Source organism: Planktophila warneckei (SeqCode) (assembly GCF_965234675.1).
GTDB lineage: Bacteria > Actinomycetota > Actinomycetes > Nanopelagicales > Nanopelagicaceae > Planktophila > Planktophila warneckei.
On sequence record NZ_OZ248350.1, the window covers coordinates 1,186,833 to 1,205,428 of the forward strand.

Consider the following 18,596-nt stretch of genomic DNA (forward strand, 5'->3'; position numbering starts at 1 on the left):
AAGCCCGCATGAGTCGCAAATTCTCAGGAAGTGAATTCCCTGTGGATGGGTAAAACCGCAGGTCAGATAGGCGAATGTCCGATATGTCCGAAATGTGACTGTGACATTGTTTTAGGGGTGTTTTGCTCCCCCGCTTGATGGCTAACTTGCCGCTGGGCCTTCCAACATTTCCGTCACTAGCGCCGCGATCGGCGAGCGCTCGCTACGGGTCAGGGTCACGTGGGCGAAGAGCGGATGGCCCTTCAAAGTTTCGACAACAGCGACCACTCCATCATGGCGACCGACCCGAAGGTTGTCTCGCTGCGCGATGTCATGGGTCAGGACGACCCTGGATGCGGTGCCGATTCTGGAAAGCACGGTTAGCAGGACGCCTCGTTCCAGCGACTGCGCCTCATCCACGATCACAAAGGAGTCGTGAAGAGAGCGGCCGCGGATGTGGGTCAGGGGCAGAACCTCGATCAGGCCGCGGTCGATGATCTCATCGATCACCGGCTGGCTAACTAGCGCTCCCAAAGTATCGAAAACCGCCTGGGCCCAGGGCGACATCTTTTCGCCCTCAGAGCCTGGAAGGTAGCCCAACTCTTGGCCGCCAACTGGATAGAGCGGGCGGAAGATAACCACCTTTTTGTGAAGACGCTTTTCCATAACCGCTTCGAGTCCGGCGCAAAGGGCGAGAGCGGATTTACCGGTTCCGGCTCTGCCGCCCAAAGAGACGATGCCGATATTTTCATCCAGCAAAATATCCAAGGCAATTCTTTGTTCCGCACTTCGTCCATGCAAGCCAAATGCTTGGCGATCGCCGCGGACTAATTTCAGCTGCTTGTCCTCGGTGACTCGGGCAAGGGCTGATCCCTTTTCTGAATGCAGCACTACCCCGGTGTGAACTGGAAGTTGGTGGGCGGATTCATGATCGGCAAAATCGCTGGCATACAAATCATCGATCACGCCGTGGCTGACATTGATCTCTTCAATTCCGGTCCAGCCGCTGTTGGACACCAGTTCGGCTAGATACTCCTGGGCCTCGACTCCAACCGATGATGCCTTAACGCGAAGTGGCAGATCCTTGGTAACAAGGACAACATCCTTGCCATCTGACATTAAGTTTTTTGAGATCGCCAGGATGCGTGAATCATTGGTGCCATCGCGCAGGAAGCCATGGGGCAGCGTTGAAAGATCGGTGTGGTTTAACTCGACTGAAAGGGTTCCGCCTTCAGGAGTAATTGTTAGAGCTTTATCAAGACGACCATGGCTGACTCGAAGATCATCAAGGGCGCGAAGTGCGGCACGGGCAAAGTAGCCAAGCTCGGGATGGTCGCGTTTGGTCTCAAGTTCTCCGATAACTGCGATCGGGATGATGACTTCATGTTCGGCAAATCTATAGAGCGCCCCGGGGTCTGCGAGCAAAACACTGGTATCTAAAACAAAGGTTTTCTTAGCTTTTTGACCCTTAGCAGCCAATGCTTGCTCCTAGATTTAATTGTTATCGCCGGACTTACTTCGGACAATGAAAAGGTAGAACTGAGGGCGAGGCAATTTGCGCAGACACGCGATAGTGAAAAGTTAATTTTTGGTTTCGATTTATGAACCGAAGCGGCGTTGTCTCACAGAGTAGGCACGCAAGGCGCGAAGGAAATCAACGCGACGGAAATCTGGCCAATAGGCTTCACAAAAGTAGAACTCAGATAAGGCGCTTTGCCATAACAGGAAGCCACCAAGGCGTTGTTCGCCCGAGGTACGGATCAACAATTCAGGATCTGGTTGGCCAGCGGTGTATAAAAACTTTGAAATATCTTCAGTGGTCAAAGTGGCTGCAGCTTCAGCTAATGAATGGCCAGCCTTTTCCTCTTCGCTCATGTAGCTCTTCACCGCATCAACGATTTCGCGGCGGCCGCCATAGCTAATGGCGACGTTGACTTCGACGCCATCATTTCGAATTGGCTTTAATGCGTTGAGTTTGTCGGCAAGCCATGGCGGCAAAAGATCTAGCGCACCTACAGCTTTGATATTCCAGCGACCGGTGGCCGCTAATTCATCAACTGTGTTGCCGATGATCTTTAGCAATTCATCAATCTCTTCTTGAGATCGCTTGAAGTTATCGGTCGATAGCAACCACAGGGTCACGACCTTAACTTGGGCATCATCACACCAACCAAGAAAATCAATGATCTTGTTTGCACCAGCTTTGTGGCCATGAGGATCGTTGACCGTTGGATTGGATTTTGCCCAGCGTCGATTTCCATCAAGGATCACGCCAACGTGGTGTGGGGTTTTAGAAAAATCTAAAGATCGAACTAAGCGCCACTCATATAGTGGATACAGCAGCGACTTAATTAACTTACGAATACTGGCGAACAACTCTGCGCTCCGCGGCAATGGATGCGATTGGAAGGGTGCCGGCAAGAATCAGCCACAGCATCTTTGTTAGAGACCAGCGGGCCTTTGTTGAAAATTGAATCGCTGTGATGATGTAGATCGGATACAGGTATCCGTGAACCATTGGGATCCAAATGGTGTAATCGTGGAATGTTGGGTTATCCAACAAGTACTTAGCGGGCATGTAAACAAACCACAGAAGTAAGGACATAGTTCCGGCGATTAACGCCATGATTCGAAATCTAAGGATCGCACCGCTCATGGGGTAACTCTACGGCGATAGAAGGGCAGGTACAGCACCACGCCCGCCATGAGCCACCAAATGACTACATAGGAAAGGTGTTGCCAATAGAAACCTGGGATCTTCGAGGTCAGCTTTTCAGGTGTTACTCGGGTTCGATCCAGCTGTTGGTCACGGGTTGATTCGCTGTTGGCCAAGATATAGCCGTCATATAAATCTAGCTCCGTTAGAGAAGTGACCACCGCGCTATCAAGACGTGAAATAACACCGGGTGCATTCTCTGCACGATCTCCAAATTGGCTAGCAACAAGCAAACCAGTCACATCAATATTCATGGATTGTTGAATATCTGGATTTAACAATCGCTGCGACCAAAGGCCGCGCACAACCAAGATCGCCGAATTTGTTCCAACTTGTAAAAGTGCAACCTCCCAATCAGCAAACTTTCCGGCTCCATCAATTTGATTAGGTGCTTTGAAGTTAGCTATGTAATGACCAGTTGCTGAAACTGTTTTATTTAGCGCTGTTGCCGGAATTGCTTCGCGAGGTGCGGTGACAGATTCCAACGCAACAACATTGGTATCGATTGTTGTTGCAACCTTCAAACTACTTTTTAAATCAGCGGCACGTTGTAGCTGCCAAATTCCTAGACCAACAAAAACGGCAGCGATCAGTAATACAGCTACCGCTTGAAGAGCTTTTGTTACAAAATTACTCTGCTGAGTCATCGCTTCGATCTACGCCCATGAATCGCTTGTAAAAACTGCGCATCAAAAATGCAACGGCGATGATCAAAGCAGCAACTGTGACTGAACCAGCTGCACCCATATCAATGTTCTTAGTCATGACATAATGATGTCATGCAATCGCAAGAAGCGTTCGACTACAACGACCGGTACGGAGTTAAGGAAAGCCGTAGCTGGGTTGCCGTTGCGCTAATAACCGCCGTACTTGGTGTGGGGTGGATTACCTGGGCTGGGTTGCACCATTCAAACCCTGAAATCAGAACCCAGTTGATCACCTTTGTTGTCGATAATGATCGTGAAGTTTCTGTGCGATATTCAGTAGATCGCCACAGCACTAGCAATGCAACGGTCTGTACCGTCATTGCTCGCGATTACGACAAGAACATCGTGGGTCAGATAGATGAAGAAATCCCTGCAGGCCAATCAAAAGTCGAACTGGTCACCGTTGTTCCTACGCGTAGCGAAGCGGTTAACGCTGATGTATCAAGTTGTCGCGCCAAGTAAGTAACCAGTACCTTTATGCCTTATGACACAGACATGGCTTACCCAAGAAGCAGCGGATCGCTTGCAGGCCGAGCTGACCCAGCTTGAAGGTCCAGGTCGTAAAGATGTCACCGCAAAGATTGAAGCAGCGCGTGCTGAAGGCGATCTAAAAGAAAATGGCGGCTACCACGCAGCTCGTGATGAGCAAGGAAAGATGGAAGCACGTATTCGTCAGTTAAAGCAGATGCTTGAGAACGCACATATTGGAACACCACCTGCAAGTGCCGATGGAAAAGTTGGCGCAGGAATGGTTGTTACAGCGATTATCGCTGGCGACGAAATGAAGTTTTTAATTGGTTCACGTGAAATTTCATCTGGTGATCTAGATGTGTACAGCGAAAAGTCACCACTGGGTGCAGCTGTTCTTGGGCAAGAAATTGGTGCAAAGGTTTCTTACACAGCACCAAATGGTCGCGAAATCTCTGTAGAGATTGTCGCCGCCGAGTTTTACGCCTAATTATTAACTTGAGAAGTTCTTGTACTTACGAATACTCAAAGGAATAAAAATCACCATCAGCAGAACCATGTAAAGCAGTGAAGTCTCCAACGGGTGCTGACTTGGCCATGAATTAGCGGTTGCTCCAAATTGATTCTTTAGACCAAACATCTGGCGGCATGCGGCAACCATTGTTGATACCGGGTTCCATTCAGCAAAGTACTGAAGCACCTTTGGCATTCCTGTAGTTGGCGCGAATGCATTTGAAAGGAATGTCAGCGGGAAGGTAACCAAGAAACCAACACTTTGAACTGTGCGAGCTTCCTTTACTGACAGACCAACCAAAATTCCGATCCATGACAGTGCGTAACCAAACATAAAGAGGAATACAAAGGCCAGGGATGTCTGTAGGACTCCTGATGTTGGACGCCAACCGACTGCAAAACCAGCAAGTGCCATAACAACCAATACCAAGATGTTAAGAAGTGCATCTCCAAAGGTACGACCGAAGATTACTGCGCCGCGAGAAATTGGTAGAGATCTGAAGCGATCGATCAGACCCTTCTTCATATCTTCAGCTAAGCCAATAGCAGTTGATGCCAATGTGAAGGCAACTGTTTGCACGAAGATTCCGGGCATCAATAACTGCACATATCCACCAGGTTGACCTGTATCGATTGAGCCACCAAAGACAAAGCGGAACAACAGAACAAACATAACTGGCTGAATAGTTGAGAAAACAAGAACTTCAGGGACTCGGGCAAGCTGCAAAAGCTGGCGCTTTGTAATAGTTACGACATCACTGATTGCGTACTTCATTTCTTGCCTCCTCTCTTTGGCTTTACCGGTTCGGCGACTGTCTCTTCTGCAACATGTCCTGTTAAGGAAAGGAACACATCATCCAAAGATGGACGCTTTAATCCAATATCTAGTGGGTGAATCTTTGCTTCATCCATTGCACGTAATGCATCCATAAGATCCTTTGAGCCATTGAGCACTGGTGCACTAATTGTTCGTAGATCTAAATGAGTAGCCTGGCCGCTGATCTTTGCAACGATCGCTTGTGCTGCAGCTACATCTGCATTTTCAACGGTGATCTCTAAACGCTCTCCACCAACCTGCTTTTTCAAAGCATCTGATGTTCCACGAGCAATCACGGTTCCGCGATCAATTACTGCTATCTCGTCTGCAAGTTGATCTGCTTCTTCAAGGTACTGAGTTGTTAAAAGAAGTGTTACTCCACCTTTAACTAGCTCTTGAATGACTCCCCACATATCTTGGCGACCACGAGGATCTAACCCTGTTGTTGGTTCATCCAAGAACAAAATCTTTGGCTTAACAATTAGTGATGCTGCAAGATCTAAACGGCGACGCATTCCACCTGAATATGTCTTAATTGGTCGACGTGCAGCTTCTACTAAATCAAAACGTTCAAGTAATTCATTAGCGCGATCAATCGATGATTGGCGTCCTAAGTGATACAAACGTCCAAACATCACCAAGTTATCCCAGCCGGTTAATGTTTCATCGACAGCTGCATACTGACCTGATAATCCGATGAGTTCACGAACTTTCTCAGGATGCTTTATGACATCGATGCCTGCAACTGTTGCACTGCCTGAATCAGGCTTTAACAAAGTTGCGAGTATTCTCACAGTTGTAGTTTTTCCTGCACCATTTGGCCCAAGTACGCCTAAAACAGTGCCTTCTTCAACATCAAGAGACAAGCCATTGAGTGCGACGACCTCGCCATTGCGATAGGTCTTTACCAAGTTTTCTGCGATAACTGACTTCACGCAGTAACCTTACCTTTATGTCTACTAACAGCCCACTTAACGCCTCAGCCAAAGAGCACTCACACAAAGAAATTATGGTCATCTTGGGTGGCCTAATGACTGGAATGCTTTTGGCAGCCCTTGACCAGACCATCGTTTCAACAGCCCTAAAGAGCATCGTTGAAGAGTTTGATGGTCTCAACCATTACACATGGGTGGTCACCGCTTACCTATTAACTTCAACAGCATCAACACCGCTGTACGGAAAGATTTCAGATATTTATGGTCGACGCGTTGTCTTCCAGTTTGCGATCGTAACCTTCTTGCTTGGTTCATTACTTGCAGGTGCTTCACAAAACATGACGCAGCTCATCGCCACACGCGCACTTCAAGGTCTAGGTGCTGGTGGTTTGATGGCTCTTACCTTCGTAATCATTGGTGACATCGTTCCTCCACGCGATCGTGGCAAGTACCAGGGTTACTTCGGTGCGGTTTGGGGACTTTCATCAGTTGCTGGTCCACTTCTTGGTGGTTACTTTTCAGATCACGCGCAGATCCTTGGCGTAACTGGATGGCGTTGGATTTTCTACATCAACATTCCATTTGGAATTGCTTCGCTATTAATTACCTCTGCAGTTCTACACATTCCAAAGATTAAGCGCGAGCATAAGATTGATTACCTAGGTGCGATCCTGATGGTTGCAGCAGTGTGTCTAGTTCTGCTTTCAGTATCTATTTACGGCCCTCAAAATGGCTGGACAGATTCACGCACAGTTTCATACCTAGTTATTGGTGTACTGACAGCGGTTCTCTTCATTCTGTGGGAAAAGCGCGCAGTTGAGCCAATTCTTCCGCTGCACCTTTTCAAGAACCACACCTTCACAATTACATCTCTATTAGGTGGAGTAATTGGCGCAGGAATGTTTGGCGCAATCGTTATGTTGCCTTTGTACTTCCAGGTTGTTAAGGGATACACAGCAACATCTGCTGGACTTAAGTTGATTCCTTTAATGCTTGGAATCGTTTCAACATCAATCGTTTCAGGCAAGCTCATTTCAAAGCATGGTCATTACAAGCGCTACCCAATCATGGGAACAGCGATTATGACTGTGGGAATCTTGCTGATGACTCGTTTACAGATTGATACTCCTTACTGGCAGATCTCGATCTACGCGATCATGGTTGGTGCCGGACTTGGTCTTTCAATGCAGACGATCGTTATTGCCCTTCAAAACGCAGTTGATTTCAAGGACATGGGTGTTGCGACAAGTTCAAATACATTCTTCCGTTCACTGGGTTCTGTATTCGGAACAGCGATCTTTGGATCAATCCTTACAAACCGCGTTGTGCATTACATGGCAACAGGTTTCGCCGATCTTGGAAAGAGCAATCCTCAAGCACTTGAAGGATTTGATTCATCAAAGCTTGCGGGGTTAACAAATAACACTGCGGTACTGAAGACATTTCCTCCAGTAATCAAGAACACTGCGCTTGAAGCTTTTGTTAACTCATTCCACATCGTGTTCTATGCAGCAGCTCCCGTTACTGCGCTCGGTTTCGTGTTAGCTCTAATGCTTCGTGAAACTCCACTTCGTACCTCTAAGGATTATGCAGCGGCTCGTGAAGAGGCAGCTGGAGAATCTCTAGGTTGATCAAATCTCCATTTAAGGAGCTGCCGCGAGAGGTTTCGATCCTCGTGGCAGCTTCCTTTTTTGTCGCCATAGGTTTTGGAATCGTCATGCCGGCGATCCCTGTTTTTGCAAAATCCTTTGGCGTTAACAATGCAGCAATTGGATTAATGGTTTCCGCCTTCGCCATTACACGATTCTGCTCTGGACTGATTTCAGGAACTTTGGTCGATAAATTTGGTGAACGCGCAGTATTTTCTTCTGGCGTATTTATGGTGTCACTCTTTACATTTTTGGCAGGTCTTGCGCAGAATTACCATCAATTGCTGTTATTTAGAGCTGCGGGTGGACTTGGTTCATCCATGTTTTCAGTAGCTGCTGGTTCAGTAATCATGCGATCCGTCGATGATAATCACCGCGGTCGTGCTCAATCTGTGTACCAAGGTGCATTTCTTTTAGGTGGAATTGCTGGTCCTGCAATTGGCGGATTATTGTCTGCAATTTCTCTTCGTGCACCATTCTTCGTGTACTCAATTCTTCTGATGTGTGCAGGAATCGTTGCCTTCTTCTTTTTAAAGGGTGACAAGATCGGAGTTAAGGTTTCAACCTCTGATTCAGTTGAGTCAACTTCGATCGCGGAAGCTTTGCGAATGAAGCCTTATGTAATCGCTTTAGTTTTAACATTTATCTCAACGTGGGTGACCTTTGGACTTCGTGCATCGATTTTGCCAATCTTTGTAACTGAAGAGTTACATTCAACAACCGCGGTTGTTGGATACGGATTAGCAATTTCTGCAGTTATGCAGGGAATATTCTTACTGCGCGCGGGTCGATTTTCCGATGCTAAGGGTCGCAAGGCTTCTGCTGTAATTGGAGCAAATGTTGTTTTTGTAGGGGTCTTAATACTTACATTTTCAACACATGTATGGATGTTTTTACTGTCCATGATAATCATGGGATTAGGTGGATCATTCTTAACCACAACTCCTGCCAGCATTGTTGGAGATGTTATTCGCGGAAAAGGCGGAAAAGTTATCGGCATTTTCCAAATGGCAGGCGATGCCGGAATGATGATCGGACCAATTGTTATTGGTGCAATCTCTGATGTGTACTCATATCGCACTGCATTTGGCTTCTCCGCCACTATTTTTATCGTTGTTCTAGTCCTGGTTTATCAAATTCCTGAGACGAGAAATGTCGAAGGGCCCCAGGTTAAAAACCTGAAGCCCCTCGATGAAGATCTTTAATTAACGCTGATTAGTCATCGCCACGCAGGATCGATAGTACGCGGAGTACCTCCATGTACAACCAGATGATTGTGACCATAAGACCAAACGCTGCGCGCCATGATTCTGACTCTGGAGCACCAGCTGCGATTCCATTTTGAATTGAATCAAAATCTAGAATCAAGAAGAAGGCTGCTAGAACCATTCCACCAGTTGCAATAATCAATCCAAGTCCACCGACGTTGTAAATGCTTGCACCGAAGAATGAGCCGATAAGTGAAACGACTCCAAGAACAAGATAACCGATAAGCGCAGTCATCAATACCTTTGTGAACTTAGGAGTTACACGAATTCGTCCGCTCTTATAAGCAAACAACATTCCTGCAAATGCGCTAAGTGTTACAAGGATCGCCTGGCTAACAATTCCGTTATATGCGGTGTTGTATGCATGGCTGAGTGTTCCAAGTGCAAGACCTTGGAAAGCTGCATATGCGATTGCAAGTGCTGGCTTAACTGTCTTGCTAAATGCGTTCACCATTCCGAGAACAAGTCCACCGATGAAGCCGATCATAAGAGCGCCGCCACCGAGGTTAAGTGTCCATGCCGCTGCACCGACAGTTACAAGAACCGCGAACAAAATTCCGGTACGTGTAACAACATCATCAATAGTCATGCGACCTGTGCGCAATGATGATGCGGCAGGTGCGTTGTACAAATTCTCTAGCGCTGCTGGGTCTGAGTTAATTGTGCTCGGATCAAATGCAGCGTATCCACGCTGATTAAACGCCCGTCCAAGAACAGGGTTTGAACTGCGCATATCTTTTCTCTCCTTTTGTTGTGCCACCAGAAGTTCTGGTGGTTGTAGTGCAGGACAATCGTACGGTTAAGGGTTGCGCAGGGCGAAAGGAAAGCACGCTCACATGCTTAGAAGCTGCTTAAAACTGGTGCCCCCGGTCGGACTCGAACCGACACTGGAAGGATTTTAAGTCCTCTGTCTCTGCCATTGGACTACGGGGGCGTGGCCATGGTTCTTAAACAACGGAGGCAAATCTACCGCCCTTTTTGAGGACAGATTCCAACATTGGTCGGGTCAGCTTTCCCGTAAAGGTGTTCTGCTGGCTTGGGTGGTAACTGGCCAATAGCAAGTAATCACGACCTTCGTGGCTGTATTTCAGCGATGCACCGTGCGAGAACTTAACTTTCTTTACCGGATGACCTAAATCCTTGAGGGTCTTAAAGATCGCATCCCAGGCAAATGAGCCAAGCCCAATTATTGCCTTCGTAGTTGGCAGCGAAAGTTCTAAATCTCGTAGAAAGAATGGTGCGCACATATCACGCTCTTCATTTAATGGTTTGTTTCCAGGAGGTGCGCAACGAACCGCGCAGATAATTCGGGTGTCCTTTAACTTTTGTCCATCATTAATTGATGTACTTGTTGCAATCTTTGCAATTCCGATTTTGTTAAGAGCGCCATACAACCAATCCCCTGATGAATCACCGGTAAAGATTCGACCTGTTCGGTTTGCTCCATGTGCACCAGGAGCCAAGCCCACAATCAGCAACTTTGGTTTGTCAGAACCAAATCCAGGAATTGCTTTGCCCCAGTACTTTTCATTTTCATACGATTTACGTTTTACAACCGCTACCTCTTCACGCCATTCAACTAAACGTGGGCACTTACGACATCCCACAATTTCTTTGTCGAGAAGTGGTAAAGATTTAGCCTTGGACAAGCGAACGTGCCATTCCATCCAAAATATCTGATTCCGATGCAACAAACCCCGTTGCACCCGTTGCCTTAATGATTTCCGAAAGCACCAATGCACCTGCAGGAATTACATCGACGCGACCTGGATGCATGTAACCAAGAGCTAAACGTTCTTCTCGGTTTTTTGTTAAAAACATTGTTGAAGCATCATGAACTTGTGCAGCGGAAATGCGTGTCAAGTGAATTGCATAGCGATCATATTCAGGCAGATCTAGCGCTGCTGCTGCAACGGTAGTTGCGGTACCTGCGACTGCAACTAGTGTTTTTGCCTGTGTAATAGGCACTTCAGCAGCTGCTTGTGCGATTGCGGCTTGGATATCTGTGCGTGCCAATTCAACTTGTTGTGGCGTTGCTGGGTCATTAGCAAAGTGGCGTTCAGTCATGCGAACACAGCCGATATTTACACTTCGGGCAGCTTCAACCGAAGAGGTTCCGAATACGAACTCTGTTGATCCCCCGCCTATATCAATCACTAAGAACGGGCCTTCGGCAGGATCTAAATCTTGAATTGCACCGGCAAAAGAAAGCGAAGCCTCTTCATTTCCGCTGATTACTTCAGGTTCAATGCCAAGACGCTCGCGCACCCCATCAACAAATAAATGACGGTTAGTCGCATCGCGGGTAGCACTTGTTGCGCAGAAGCGAATCTTTTCAACTCCACGCTTTGCAATCTCTGCAGCAAACTTATCGACGGCAGCTAATGTGCGAGCAATTGCGTCGGGATGGAACTGACCTGTTTGATCAACACCTTGACCCAAGCGAACGATCTCCATATCGCGAACAACTTCGCGGAAGTTATTTCCATCAATATCTGCAATCAGTAAACGAATTGAGTTAGTGCCACAGTCAATTGCCGCTACTCGCATGGGTTGTTTTTCCACCATTCAGGGAGCTTTGCTAACGCTTCATCGCCCAGCGGATTTACATCTGGTCCTGCTGCCAAAGAATGCGCAACCAGCGAATGCAAACATTTAACACGGTTTGGCATTCCACCAGCAGAAACATTGTCTACTTCTGGTACATCGATTCCGAGCGCTGAACGTGATGCGATGTAATCATCATGAGCTGCGTGATACGCACCCGCTAATTCAGCATCGGTTTCTAAACGCTCATTCATTTCACCCATCAACCCAGTTGTTTCCAGGGTTGAAATAACAGCGGTTAAACGTGGGCAAGTGGCGTAAAAAAAGGTAGGAAATGGGGTTCCATCCTCAAGCCGAGGTGGTGTTTCAACAACCGCCGGCTTTCCGCATGGACAGCGATATGCAATTGCATGAACATCGCGCGGGGTGCGCCCTAGTTGAGTTTGAATGCAATCCAAATCAGCTTGTGTTACCTCACGCATTAGTTGCCGGTCTCGCTAATTGATGCGATTAAACGTGAGTACCACGGCTGACCATCAGCTAGAGAGCTAGCAATCTTTGTGGTTCCATTTTGCGCAGCATCTGTTTCGCCTTCGGTAACGATGTATTGACGTTCGCCGGGCATCACAAAGTGCAGACGTTCACGTGCCTGAGACTTTATGTATTCAGGATCCTGCCACAGCAATAACTCTTTTCGAGCTTTCTGCAGAGCTGTTTGATCTGCAGAAAGCTGCGACTTCAATGCACTTATCTGTGCTCGTTGTGTGAAGTAATGCTTCACAGGTGGAGCAATCGTTAATGCAAGAAAGAAAAGAATTGCCGATAAGGCTAAAACGCGATTAGAGGTACGTCGACGACCAAAGCGAAGTTGTCGACGTGCCATAACTAATTCTTACGCCTTGAAACGTGGAAATGCGTCGCGACCTGCGTAGCGACCACCCTCGGCTAGTTCCTCTTCGATACGAAGAAGTTGGTTGTACTTAGCAACGCGCTCTGTACGTGCAGGTGCACCTGTCTTGATCTGTCCACAGTTAAGCGCAACAGCTAAGTCGGCAATTGTTGTGTCCTCTGTTTCACCTGAACGGTGGCTCATCATGCTGCGGTAGTTAGCACGGTGTGCCATATCTACTGCATCGATTGTCTCGGTAAGAGTTCCAATCTGATTTACCTTAACTAGAAGTGCGTTTGCTGTGTTTCCAGCGATTCCCTTAGCTAGACGCTCAGGATTAGTAACAAATAGGTCATCTCCAACGATCTGAATGCGTGAACCAAGGGCCTTAGTCATCTCAGTCCAACCAGCCCAGTCTTCTTCGTTCAGAGGATCTTCAATTGAAACGATTGGGTATGCATCTACTAGAGATGTGTAATACGCGATCATTTCATCAGATGTCTTCACAGCACCTTCGAAGTTGTACTTACCATTCTCGTGGAACTCAGTTGCAGCCACATCCATTGCCAATGCAATGTCAGTGCCTGGCTTGAATCCTGCAGCTGTAATCGCTTCAAGGATCAAATCAAGTGCTGCACGGTTGCTATCGAGATTTGGAGCAAAGCCACCCTCATCGCCAACTGATGTTGCAAGTCCGCGCTTCTTAAGAACCGCCTTAAGTGCGTGATAGATCTCAGCACCCCAGCGAACTGATTCGCGGAATGTTGGCGCACCAATTGGAGCGATCATGAACTCTTGAATATCAACATTTGTATCTGCGTGTGCGCCACCGTTAAGAATGTTCATCATTGGAACTGGAAGCACGTGCGCATTTGGTCCACCTAGGTAGCGGAACAGTGAGAGATCTGAAGATTCTGCAGATGCCTTTGCAACAGCAAGTGATGCACCAAGGATTGCATTTGCACCAAGACGTGACTTGTTCTTTGTGCCATCAAGCTCGATCATCGCTGCATCGATCAGACGCTGATCTTGTGAATCAAAACCGATGATCTCTGGAGCGATCTCATCATTTACAAATGCAATCGCCTTTTCAACACCCTTACCAAGATAACGCTTACCGCCATCGCGAAGTTCAGCTGCTTCAAATGCACCTGTAGATGCACCACTTGGAACTGCAGCGCGTGCTTGTGTGCCATCTTCTAATTGGATTTCAACTTCAACCGTTGGATTTCCACGGGAGTCGAGAATTTCACGGGCACCTAATGCTTCGATAATTGCCATTGCGTATCTCCTTTGAGTTCTTAACCTTTTGCCGACCTCAACGCTGAAATGGCACTGTCTTTATTGGGGCAATCCTACCCTGCCTTATGCAGGGCCAATCTGTTGGGCGATGCGCATGGCTTCCTTGCGAAGGGCAGCTTCTGCATCAATTCCATTGGAATTGGCCCAGGCGATTACAGCCAAAAGCGCTTGTCCCACTGCACCTTCATCTGCGGTGCCTTCAATTGAAACTGAATCTGGTGTTTCAACTTCAACATTGTATTTTTCTGCGCGGTACAAAAGTTTTTCAACTAATGGAAGAGCGGGCTGAGCCATCGCAACTCCATCTAGAGGTGAGGTACGACCCTTTTCCTTCTTTTTAATCTCTTCCCAATTTTCCAAGACCTCTTGTGAATCACGAACTTCGACACCCTCAAAAACATGTGGGTGTCTGCGAATTAATTTGTCCGCAATTCCTTGTGCCACATCTTCAATTGAAAAGGGATCTGTCGGATGTTCTTCTGCCATGCGCGCATGGAAGTACACCTGCAATAAAACATCACCAAGCTCTTCGCGCATATCAACACGATTGCCTGATTGAACCGCGTCAACAAATTCATAGGACTCTTCCAGTAAATACTTCAGCAGAGATTCATGGGTCTGCTCTGCATCCCATGGGCATCCGCCCGGAGAACGCAACGTATTCATGACTTCAACTAAACGTTGAAGTTGTGAACCCTGCATTTGGCAGATTACTTAGTAGCAGGAGTTACAGCAGGTGATGCTGAATCAGTTGCAACTACATCAGCAACAGTTGCATCCCACTTGCCGTAACGAGGGTTGACTGTAACGCCAAGCTCTTTTGCCTTTGCCACTACAAGCTTCTGCAACTCTGTTCCAACCTGATCTTCAGTTACACCAGCAGCAACAAGCTTCTGGCCGATCTTGTCTGAGTATGAGATAGCTTCGATGTAAATATCTAAATCCGCTGGTGCGATTCCTGCATTAACAAGAGCGGTTGGAAGTGATGCTGCACCACCAACCTGATCAAGAATGCTTGCACGACGTGTATCAATTTCAGCCTTAGAAACTGTCAGCTTTAGCTCTGCGCCAACTTCGCGTAGTAATGTGCTGAGCAAGTGGAAACGAAGTTGTCCACGGTTAAGTGATTCACCTGTTTCAAGCTGCATCTGAGTTGTATCAACCTTTGCGCGCTCTGCAAGGATTGAATCGATGCTTCCCTGAACAGTTGCTTGAGTGATCTTTGTATCGCCAACTGTTGCTGCCGCACCAACTTGAGAACATCCAGTTAATACAAATGTTGCTACTACTGCGACAAGGGCAAGAATCTTCTTCACTATGAGCTCGCTTTCGGTACTTCGCTAAGTTGATGTACGGCCTCAACGACCCAGGCCAGAAGAGAAGTATCCACTATCTCAGGGGCATTCTGGGACGGATTCCAACTAGCCGCCTTCGGAAGTGCGACCAGAACTGTGCTTGTTGCCCCCTTATAGAGCGAGCCCGGATACACACGTGAGAGACGCAACTGGCGCGATTCAGGAAGTACTAATGGTGCAAGGCGAAGGAACTTTCCTTGTACAACAACTTCAGTCAGCTTTACCGCCTTTGCTTGTGCACGCAAAGCTGCAACTCCAAGCAATGCACGAGCTTCCTCAGGTAATTCTCCAAAACGATCTAGTAACTCAGCTTCGATCGCTGAAACATCATCAGGTGACTTCACATCTGCAAGACGACGGTAAAGATCAAGGCGCAATCTTTCGCCAGGAACATATTCGGCGGATAGGTGAGCATTAATTGGCAGTTCAACTTTGCAATCTGAAATCTTTTCTTCCGTTTCGATAATTCCAGATTTGTACTCCTGTACGGCTTCTCCAACCATGCGCATATACAAATCAAAACCAACATCTGCAATATGACCAGATTGTTCGCCACCCAATAAATTACCGGCGCCACGAATTTCAAGATCCTTGAGTGCAACCCGCATACCTGAACCAAGTTCTGTATTAGATGCGATGGTTGTTAAACGCTCGTGGGCTAACTCTGAAAGTGGCTCATCATTTGGATATAAGAAGTATGCGTAAGCACGTTCGCGACCACGGCCAACACGTCCACGTAATTGGTGCAGTTGTGAAAGCCCAAAACGATCTGCACGTTCCACAATCAATGTGTTTGCGTTTTGAATATCTAAACCACTTTCAACAATTGTTGTACACACTAAAACATCAAAATCTTTATTCCAGAAAGCCAGAATTACATCCTCTAACTCGCCTTCAGACATTTGACCGTGGGCGACGCGGATCCGCGCTTCTGGAACAAGTTCCTTCAGACGCACGGCGGTCCGATCAATACTTTCTACTCGATTATGTAAGTAGAAGATTTGGCCGTCACGCAGTAATTCGCGGTGAATAGCAGCGGTTATTTGAGCCTCTTCAGCCGGGCCGACATAGGTAAGAATCGGATGTCGTTCTTCAGGTGGAGTTGTAATCGTGGACATCTCGCGGATGCCAGTCACCGCCATTTCAAGTGTTCGTGGAATCGGTGTAGCAGACATTGCTAATACATCAACCGTGGTGCGCAGCTTTTTCAGTGACTCCTTTTGTTCAACTCCAAAGCGTTGTTCCTCATCGACAATCACTAGGCCCAGGTCCTTGAACTGAACATCATTCGAAAGGATTCGATGCGTACCAACAACTACATCAACGGTGCCAGCCGCAAGATTTGCAAGAATCTCTTTGCTCTCTTTCGCAGTGTTAAATCTAGAAAGACCAGCAACCTTTAATGGAAAACCTGCGTAGCGTTCTTCAAAGGTCTTTGAATGCTGCTGAACAAGCAATGTGGTTGGAACTAAAACGGCAACTTGTTTTCCATCTTGTACCGCTTTAAATGCTGCACGAATTGCGATCTCTGTCTTTCCATAACCAACATCGCCGCAAATAATGCGATCCATCGGGTAGGGACGTTCCATGTCTTGTTTAACATCATTAATCGTCGACAATTGATCAGGTGTTTCGATGTAAGAAAATGAATCTTCTAGCTCGCGCTGCCATGGTGTATCTGGCGAGAATGGAAAACCAGGTGAACTAGTGCGCGCTGCATATAAACGAATGAGCTCGCCTGCAATCTGACGAACAGCCTTGCGTGCCCGGCCCTTTGCCTTTTGCCATTCACCGCTTCCGATTCGGTGCACAGTAGGTGTTTCGCCGCCTACATACTTTGAAACCTGCTCTAGAGCATCGGTGGGAACAAAGATTCGGTCCCCGGGTTGGCCACGCTTTGCTGGTGCATACTCAATAATTAAATATTCGCGGGTAACGCCAGCAACTGTGCGCTGTAAAAGTTCAACATAGCGGCCAATTCCATGTTGTTCATGAACTACATAATCACCGCTTTTTAGCTCAAGTGGATCGATTGCTTGCTTTCGCTTTGAGGGTAGACGTTCGCCATCTTTAACGCTGCCCTTGCTACCTGTTAAATCTCGTTCAGTCATGAAGAAGATTTGATCGTCCGGACTTTCAAAGCCGTGCGCAATTACAGAAGTAGTTAAATGAATGCTTCCCTTAGTTGGAGTCGCAAGTAATTTCTCGACAATCTGAACTGGAAGATCTGCGCCTCTAAAGATTCCTGCATACCGTTCCAACATTCCATGACCATGTGTTGCAAACACAACTGTGCGATGTTCTTCTAGAGCTTGTCTAAGTGTGTTTACGGTTCGATCTATGTCGCCGCGCATCGGATCGATTGCTGCATAATCTAAAAATGTAGTTTCGGGATCTAAATCTGTACCAAAGGGGCTTAATTCACGATGCGAAATAGAGGTTCGCGTCAGCTCTGCATCAAACTCATCCCATGACATGTAGGTGCCTGCACCATCGTGCAACGGTGCAACTCCCCCGTGCGCTGCGTTAGACCACGAGGCATTGAGAAACTCTTCATTAGTAGCAAGCAGGTCTGCTGCACGCGACTTAATGCGTTGCTCATCTATGTACACAAGTTGGGTATTAGTTGGCATGCGGGTTAAAAGACTTTCAGTCTTATCAATCAGAATTGGAATCAGCGACTCCATGCCTTCAAAGGTCATTCCTTCGCTGATTTTTTCAAGCATCTCGGCGGCTGCGGGGTAGTCTTCTTTAATCTCAATCGCCCGATGCTTAATCTCTGTAGTCAGCAATAGCTCTCGGCAAGGGTAAATATCAACGCTGCCAACAACTGGTTTAAAGGTTCGTTGATCCGCAACTTCGAAATAACTCAAATCTTCAATCTCGTCCCCAAAGAAATCAATACGAATTGGATGATTGCTCAGCGGTAAGAACAAATCAACAATTCCACCTCGCACCGCGAACTCACCACGACGTTCAACTAAATCTGTACGTGTATATGCAAGGGCAGAAAGGTGACGAACTAATTCATCAAGTGATTGTTCTTTCCCGATCTCTAACTTCATTAATGGAATCGAACCGAGCTCGCTAATAATTCGGTGAATTGCACCGCGAACTGGTGTAACAACAATTGGATTTATGTGTTGCTTTACTTGCAGCGCATGCAAAGTTTGAATTCGCTTTGCAATGGTGTCGCTTCGTGGACTTAAGCGTTCATGAGGCAATGTTTCCCATGCTGGAAACTCCAAAACATTGTCATAGAGCTCGCGAAGTTCATTTACAAGATCTTCACTGCTTCGACTAGAGCTGGTGACAACAATGAGCGGATGTGATTGTGCTCGTGCCGCTAGTAAGAAGGGATACATGGCGGTTGGTGCCACGATATGAGATGCATCGGAATTAAGTGGCAAGGCTGGAATTAACCCGCGCATAATTACTCTCCAATGCCGTA

Annotated in this window: 20 protein-coding genes and 1 tRNA gene; 4 read left to right on the plus strand and 17 right to left on the minus strand. The window is 47.2% G+C overall.

Features of this window, described 5'->3' with window-relative positions; genetic code table 11:
• Positions 1-141: 141 nt before the first annotated feature.
• The 5 genes from phoH2 to AC8GFU_RS06185 form a co-directional block, all read right to left on the minus strand.
• The gene (phoH2, locus tag AC8GFU_RS06165) at positions 142-1,458 is read right to left on the minus strand and encodes an RNA 5'-3' helicase PhoH2 (RefSeq protein ID WP_506626268.1); all 1,317 of its coding nucleotides are present in this window, start codon (positions 1,456-1,458) and stop codon (positions 142-144) included.
• 120 nt (positions 1,459-1,578) lie between these two features.
• Positions 1,579-2,355, minus strand: coding sequence for an isoprenyl transferase (locus AC8GFU_RS06170; protein ID WP_506626269.1), 777 nt, complete (start codon positions 2,353-2,355; stop codon positions 1,579-1,581).
• A complete protein-coding gene (locus AC8GFU_RS06175; protein ID WP_506626270.1) occupies positions 2,336-2,635 on the minus strand; it encodes a DUF3817 domain-containing protein in 300 nt (99 codons plus the stop codon). The genes AC8GFU_RS06170 and AC8GFU_RS06175 overlap by 20 nt, the downstream gene beginning before the upstream one ends.
• Entirely contained in the window at positions 2,632-3,342 is a 711-nt protein-coding gene (locus tag AC8GFU_RS06180) for an SURF1 family protein (RefSeq protein ID WP_506626271.1), read from the minus strand. Before AC8GFU_RS06180 ends, AC8GFU_RS06175 begins: the two co-directional genes overlap by 4 nt.
• Entirely contained in the window at positions 3,326-3,460 is a 135-nt protein-coding gene (locus AC8GFU_RS06185; protein ID WP_506626272.1) for a hypothetical protein, read from the minus strand. Before AC8GFU_RS06185 ends, AC8GFU_RS06180 begins: the two co-directional genes overlap by 17 nt.
• 14 nt (positions 3,461-3,474) lie before the next feature.
• Between AC8GFU_RS06185 and AC8GFU_RS06190 the strand changes: the two genes are divergently transcribed.
• Together AC8GFU_RS06190 and greA are read left to right on the plus strand one after the other, a co-directional pair.
• Positions 3,475-3,864: a DUF4307 domain-containing protein gene (locus AC8GFU_RS06190; protein ID WP_506626273.1), complete on the plus strand. Its 390-nt coding sequence runs from the start codon at positions 3,475-3,477 to the stop codon at positions 3,862-3,864.
• Positions 3,865-3,886: 22 nt separating this feature from the next.
• The gene (gene greA, locus AC8GFU_RS06195; protein ID WP_506626274.1) at positions 3,887-4,360 is read left to right on the plus strand and encodes a transcription elongation factor GreA; all 474 of its coding nucleotides are present in this window, start codon (positions 3,887-3,889) and stop codon (positions 4,358-4,360) included.
• A 3-nt stretch (positions 4,361-4,363) separates the two neighbouring features.
• Here the strand turns inward: greA and AC8GFU_RS06200 are convergent, their stop codons facing one another.
• Both AC8GFU_RS06200 and AC8GFU_RS06205 read right to left on the minus strand, forming a co-directional pair.
• Positions 4,364-5,158, minus strand: coding sequence for an ABC transporter permease (locus AC8GFU_RS06200; RefSeq protein ID WP_506626275.1), 795 nt, complete (start codon positions 5,156-5,158; stop codon positions 4,364-4,366).
• Positions 5,155-6,135 carry an ATP-binding cassette domain-containing protein gene (locus AC8GFU_RS06205; protein WP_506626276.1) on the minus strand — a complete coding sequence of 327 codons (981 nt, stop codon included), beginning with the start codon at positions 6,133-6,135 and terminating at the stop codon, positions 5,155-5,157. Before AC8GFU_RS06205 ends, AC8GFU_RS06200 begins: the two co-directional genes overlap by 4 nt.
• 17 nt (positions 6,136-6,152) lie before the next feature.
• On the opposite strand from AC8GFU_RS06205, the gene AC8GFU_RS06210 reads away from it, so the two are divergent.
• The gene (locus tag AC8GFU_RS06210; protein ID WP_506626277.1) at positions 6,153-7,766 is read left to right on the plus strand and encodes an MDR family MFS transporter; all 1,614 of its coding nucleotides are present in this window, start codon (positions 6,153-6,155) and stop codon (positions 7,764-7,766) included.
• Positions 7,767-7,810: 44 nt separating this feature from the next.
• The gene (locus AC8GFU_RS06215; protein WP_506626278.1) at positions 7,811-8,989 is read left to right on the plus strand and encodes an MFS transporter; all 1,179 of its coding nucleotides are present in this window, start codon (positions 7,811-7,813) and stop codon (positions 8,987-8,989) included.
• 10 nt (positions 8,990-8,999) lie between these two features.
• Here the strand turns inward: AC8GFU_RS06215 and AC8GFU_RS06220 are convergent, their stop codons facing one another.
• From AC8GFU_RS06220 to mfd, 10 genes are all read right to left on the minus strand, one after another.
• Positions 9,000-9,785 (minus strand): Bax inhibitor-1/YccA family protein, encoded by a 786-nt coding sequence (locus AC8GFU_RS06220; RefSeq protein WP_506626279.1) that lies wholly within the window; start codon positions 9,783-9,785, stop codon positions 9,000-9,002.
• A gap of 125 nt (positions 9,786-9,910) precedes the next feature.
• Positions 9,911-9,986, minus strand: a tRNA-Leu gene (locus AC8GFU_RS06225).
• 13 nt (positions 9,987-9,999) lie between these two features.
• Positions 10,000-10,719 (minus strand): uracil-DNA glycosylase, encoded by a 720-nt coding sequence (locus tag AC8GFU_RS06230; protein WP_506626280.1) that lies wholly within the window; start codon positions 10,717-10,719, stop codon positions 10,000-10,002.
• Complete coding sequence (locus AC8GFU_RS06235) at positions 10,688-11,602, minus strand: Ppx/GppA phosphatase family protein (protein WP_506626281.1); 915 nt, start codon at positions 11,600-11,602, stop codon at positions 10,688-10,690. The genes AC8GFU_RS06230 and AC8GFU_RS06235 overlap by 32 nt, the downstream gene beginning before the upstream one ends.
• On the minus strand, positions 11,593-12,081 hold the full coding sequence (locus AC8GFU_RS06240; RefSeq protein WP_506626282.1) for a DUF501 domain-containing protein: 489 nt from the start codon (positions 12,079-12,081) through the stop codon (positions 11,593-11,595). The genes AC8GFU_RS06235 and AC8GFU_RS06240 overlap by 10 nt, the downstream gene beginning before the upstream one ends.
• The gene (locus AC8GFU_RS06245) at positions 12,081-12,482 is read right to left on the minus strand and encodes an FtsB family cell division protein (protein WP_506626283.1); all 402 of its coding nucleotides are present in this window, start codon (positions 12,480-12,482) and stop codon (positions 12,081-12,083) included. Before AC8GFU_RS06245 ends, AC8GFU_RS06240 begins: the two co-directional genes overlap by 1 nt.
• Before the next feature lie 9 nt (positions 12,483-12,491).
• A complete protein-coding gene (gene eno, locus AC8GFU_RS06250) occupies positions 12,492-13,769 on the minus strand; it encodes a phosphopyruvate hydratase (RefSeq protein WP_506626284.1) in 1,278 nt (425 codons plus the stop codon).
• Positions 13,770-13,853: 84 nt separating this feature from the next.
• Entirely contained in the window at positions 13,854-14,492 is a 639-nt protein-coding gene (locus AC8GFU_RS06255; RefSeq protein WP_506626285.1) for a nucleoside triphosphate pyrophosphohydrolase, read from the minus strand.
• A gap of 8 nt (positions 14,493-14,500) precedes the next feature.
• Positions 14,501-15,106, minus strand: a complete 606-nt coding sequence (locus tag AC8GFU_RS06260) for a SurA N-terminal domain-containing protein (RefSeq protein WP_506626286.1) — start codon at positions 15,104-15,106, stop codon at positions 14,501-14,503.
• The gene (mfd, locus tag AC8GFU_RS06265) at positions 15,106-18,576 is read right to left on the minus strand and encodes a transcription-repair coupling factor (protein WP_506626287.1); all 3,471 of its coding nucleotides are present in this window, start codon (positions 18,574-18,576) and stop codon (positions 15,106-15,108) included. The genes AC8GFU_RS06260 and mfd overlap by 1 nt, the downstream gene beginning before the upstream one ends.
• Between the last annotated feature and the right edge of the window lie 20 nt (positions 18,577-18,596).

Excerpts from the sequence above, each read along its gene's own strand:
- AC8GFU_RS06245 (WP_506626283.1), bottom strand. The coding sequence starts at position 12,482 with ATGGCACGTCGACAACTTCGCTTTGGTCGTCGACGTACCTCTAATCGC.
- AC8GFU_RS06190 (WP_506626273.1), top strand. The coding sequence starts at position 3,475 with ATGCAATCGCAAGAAGCGTTCGACTACAACGACCGGTACGGAGTTAAG.
- AC8GFU_RS06230 (WP_506626280.1), bottom strand. The coding sequence starts at position 10,719 with ATGGAATGGCACGTTCGCTTGTCCAAGGCTAAATCTTTACCACTTCTC.
- AC8GFU_RS06255 (WP_506626285.1), bottom strand. The coding sequence starts at position 14,492 with ATGCAGGGTTCACAACTTCAACGTTTAGTTGAAGTCATGAATACGTTG.
- AC8GFU_RS06185 (WP_506626272.1), bottom strand. The coding sequence starts at position 3,460 with ATGACTAAGAACATTGATATGGGTGCAGCTGGTTCAGTCACAGTTGCT.
- AC8GFU_RS06235 (WP_506626281.1), bottom strand. The coding sequence starts at position 11,602 with ATGCGAGTAGCGGCAATTGACTGTGGCACTAACTCAATTCGTTTACTG.
- AC8GFU_RS06240 (WP_506626282.1), bottom strand. The coding sequence starts at position 12,081 with ATGCGTGAGGTAACACAAGCTGATTTGGATTGCATTCAAACTCAACTA.
- greA (WP_506626274.1), top strand. The coding sequence starts at position 3,887 with ATGACACAGACATGGCTTACCCAAGAAGCAGCGGATCGCTTGCAGGCC.
- eno (WP_506626284.1), bottom strand. The coding sequence starts at position 13,769 with ATGGCAATTATCGAAGCATTAGGTGCCCGTGAAATTCTCGACTCCCGT.
- AC8GFU_RS06220 (WP_506626279.1), bottom strand. The coding sequence starts at position 9,785 with ATGCGCAGTTCAAACCCTGTTCTTGGACGGGCGTTTAATCAGCGTGGA.
- AC8GFU_RS06210 (WP_506626277.1), top strand. The coding sequence starts at position 6,153 with ATGTCTACTAACAGCCCACTTAACGCCTCAGCCAAAGAGCACTCACAC.
- AC8GFU_RS06180 (WP_506626271.1), bottom strand. The coding sequence starts at position 3,342 with ATGACTCAGCAGAGTAATTTTGTAACAAAAGCTCTTCAAGCGGTAGCT.
- AC8GFU_RS06175 (WP_506626270.1), bottom strand. The coding sequence starts at position 2,635 with ATGAGCGGTGCGATCCTTAGATTTCGAATCATGGCGTTAATCGCCGGA.
- AC8GFU_RS06200 (WP_506626275.1), bottom strand. The coding sequence starts at position 5,158 with ATGAAGTACGCAATCAGTGATGTCGTAACTATTACAAAGCGCCAGCTT.
- mfd (WP_506626287.1), bottom strand. The coding sequence starts at position 18,576 with ATGCGCGGGTTAATTCCAGCCTTGCCACTTAATTCCGATGCATCTCAT.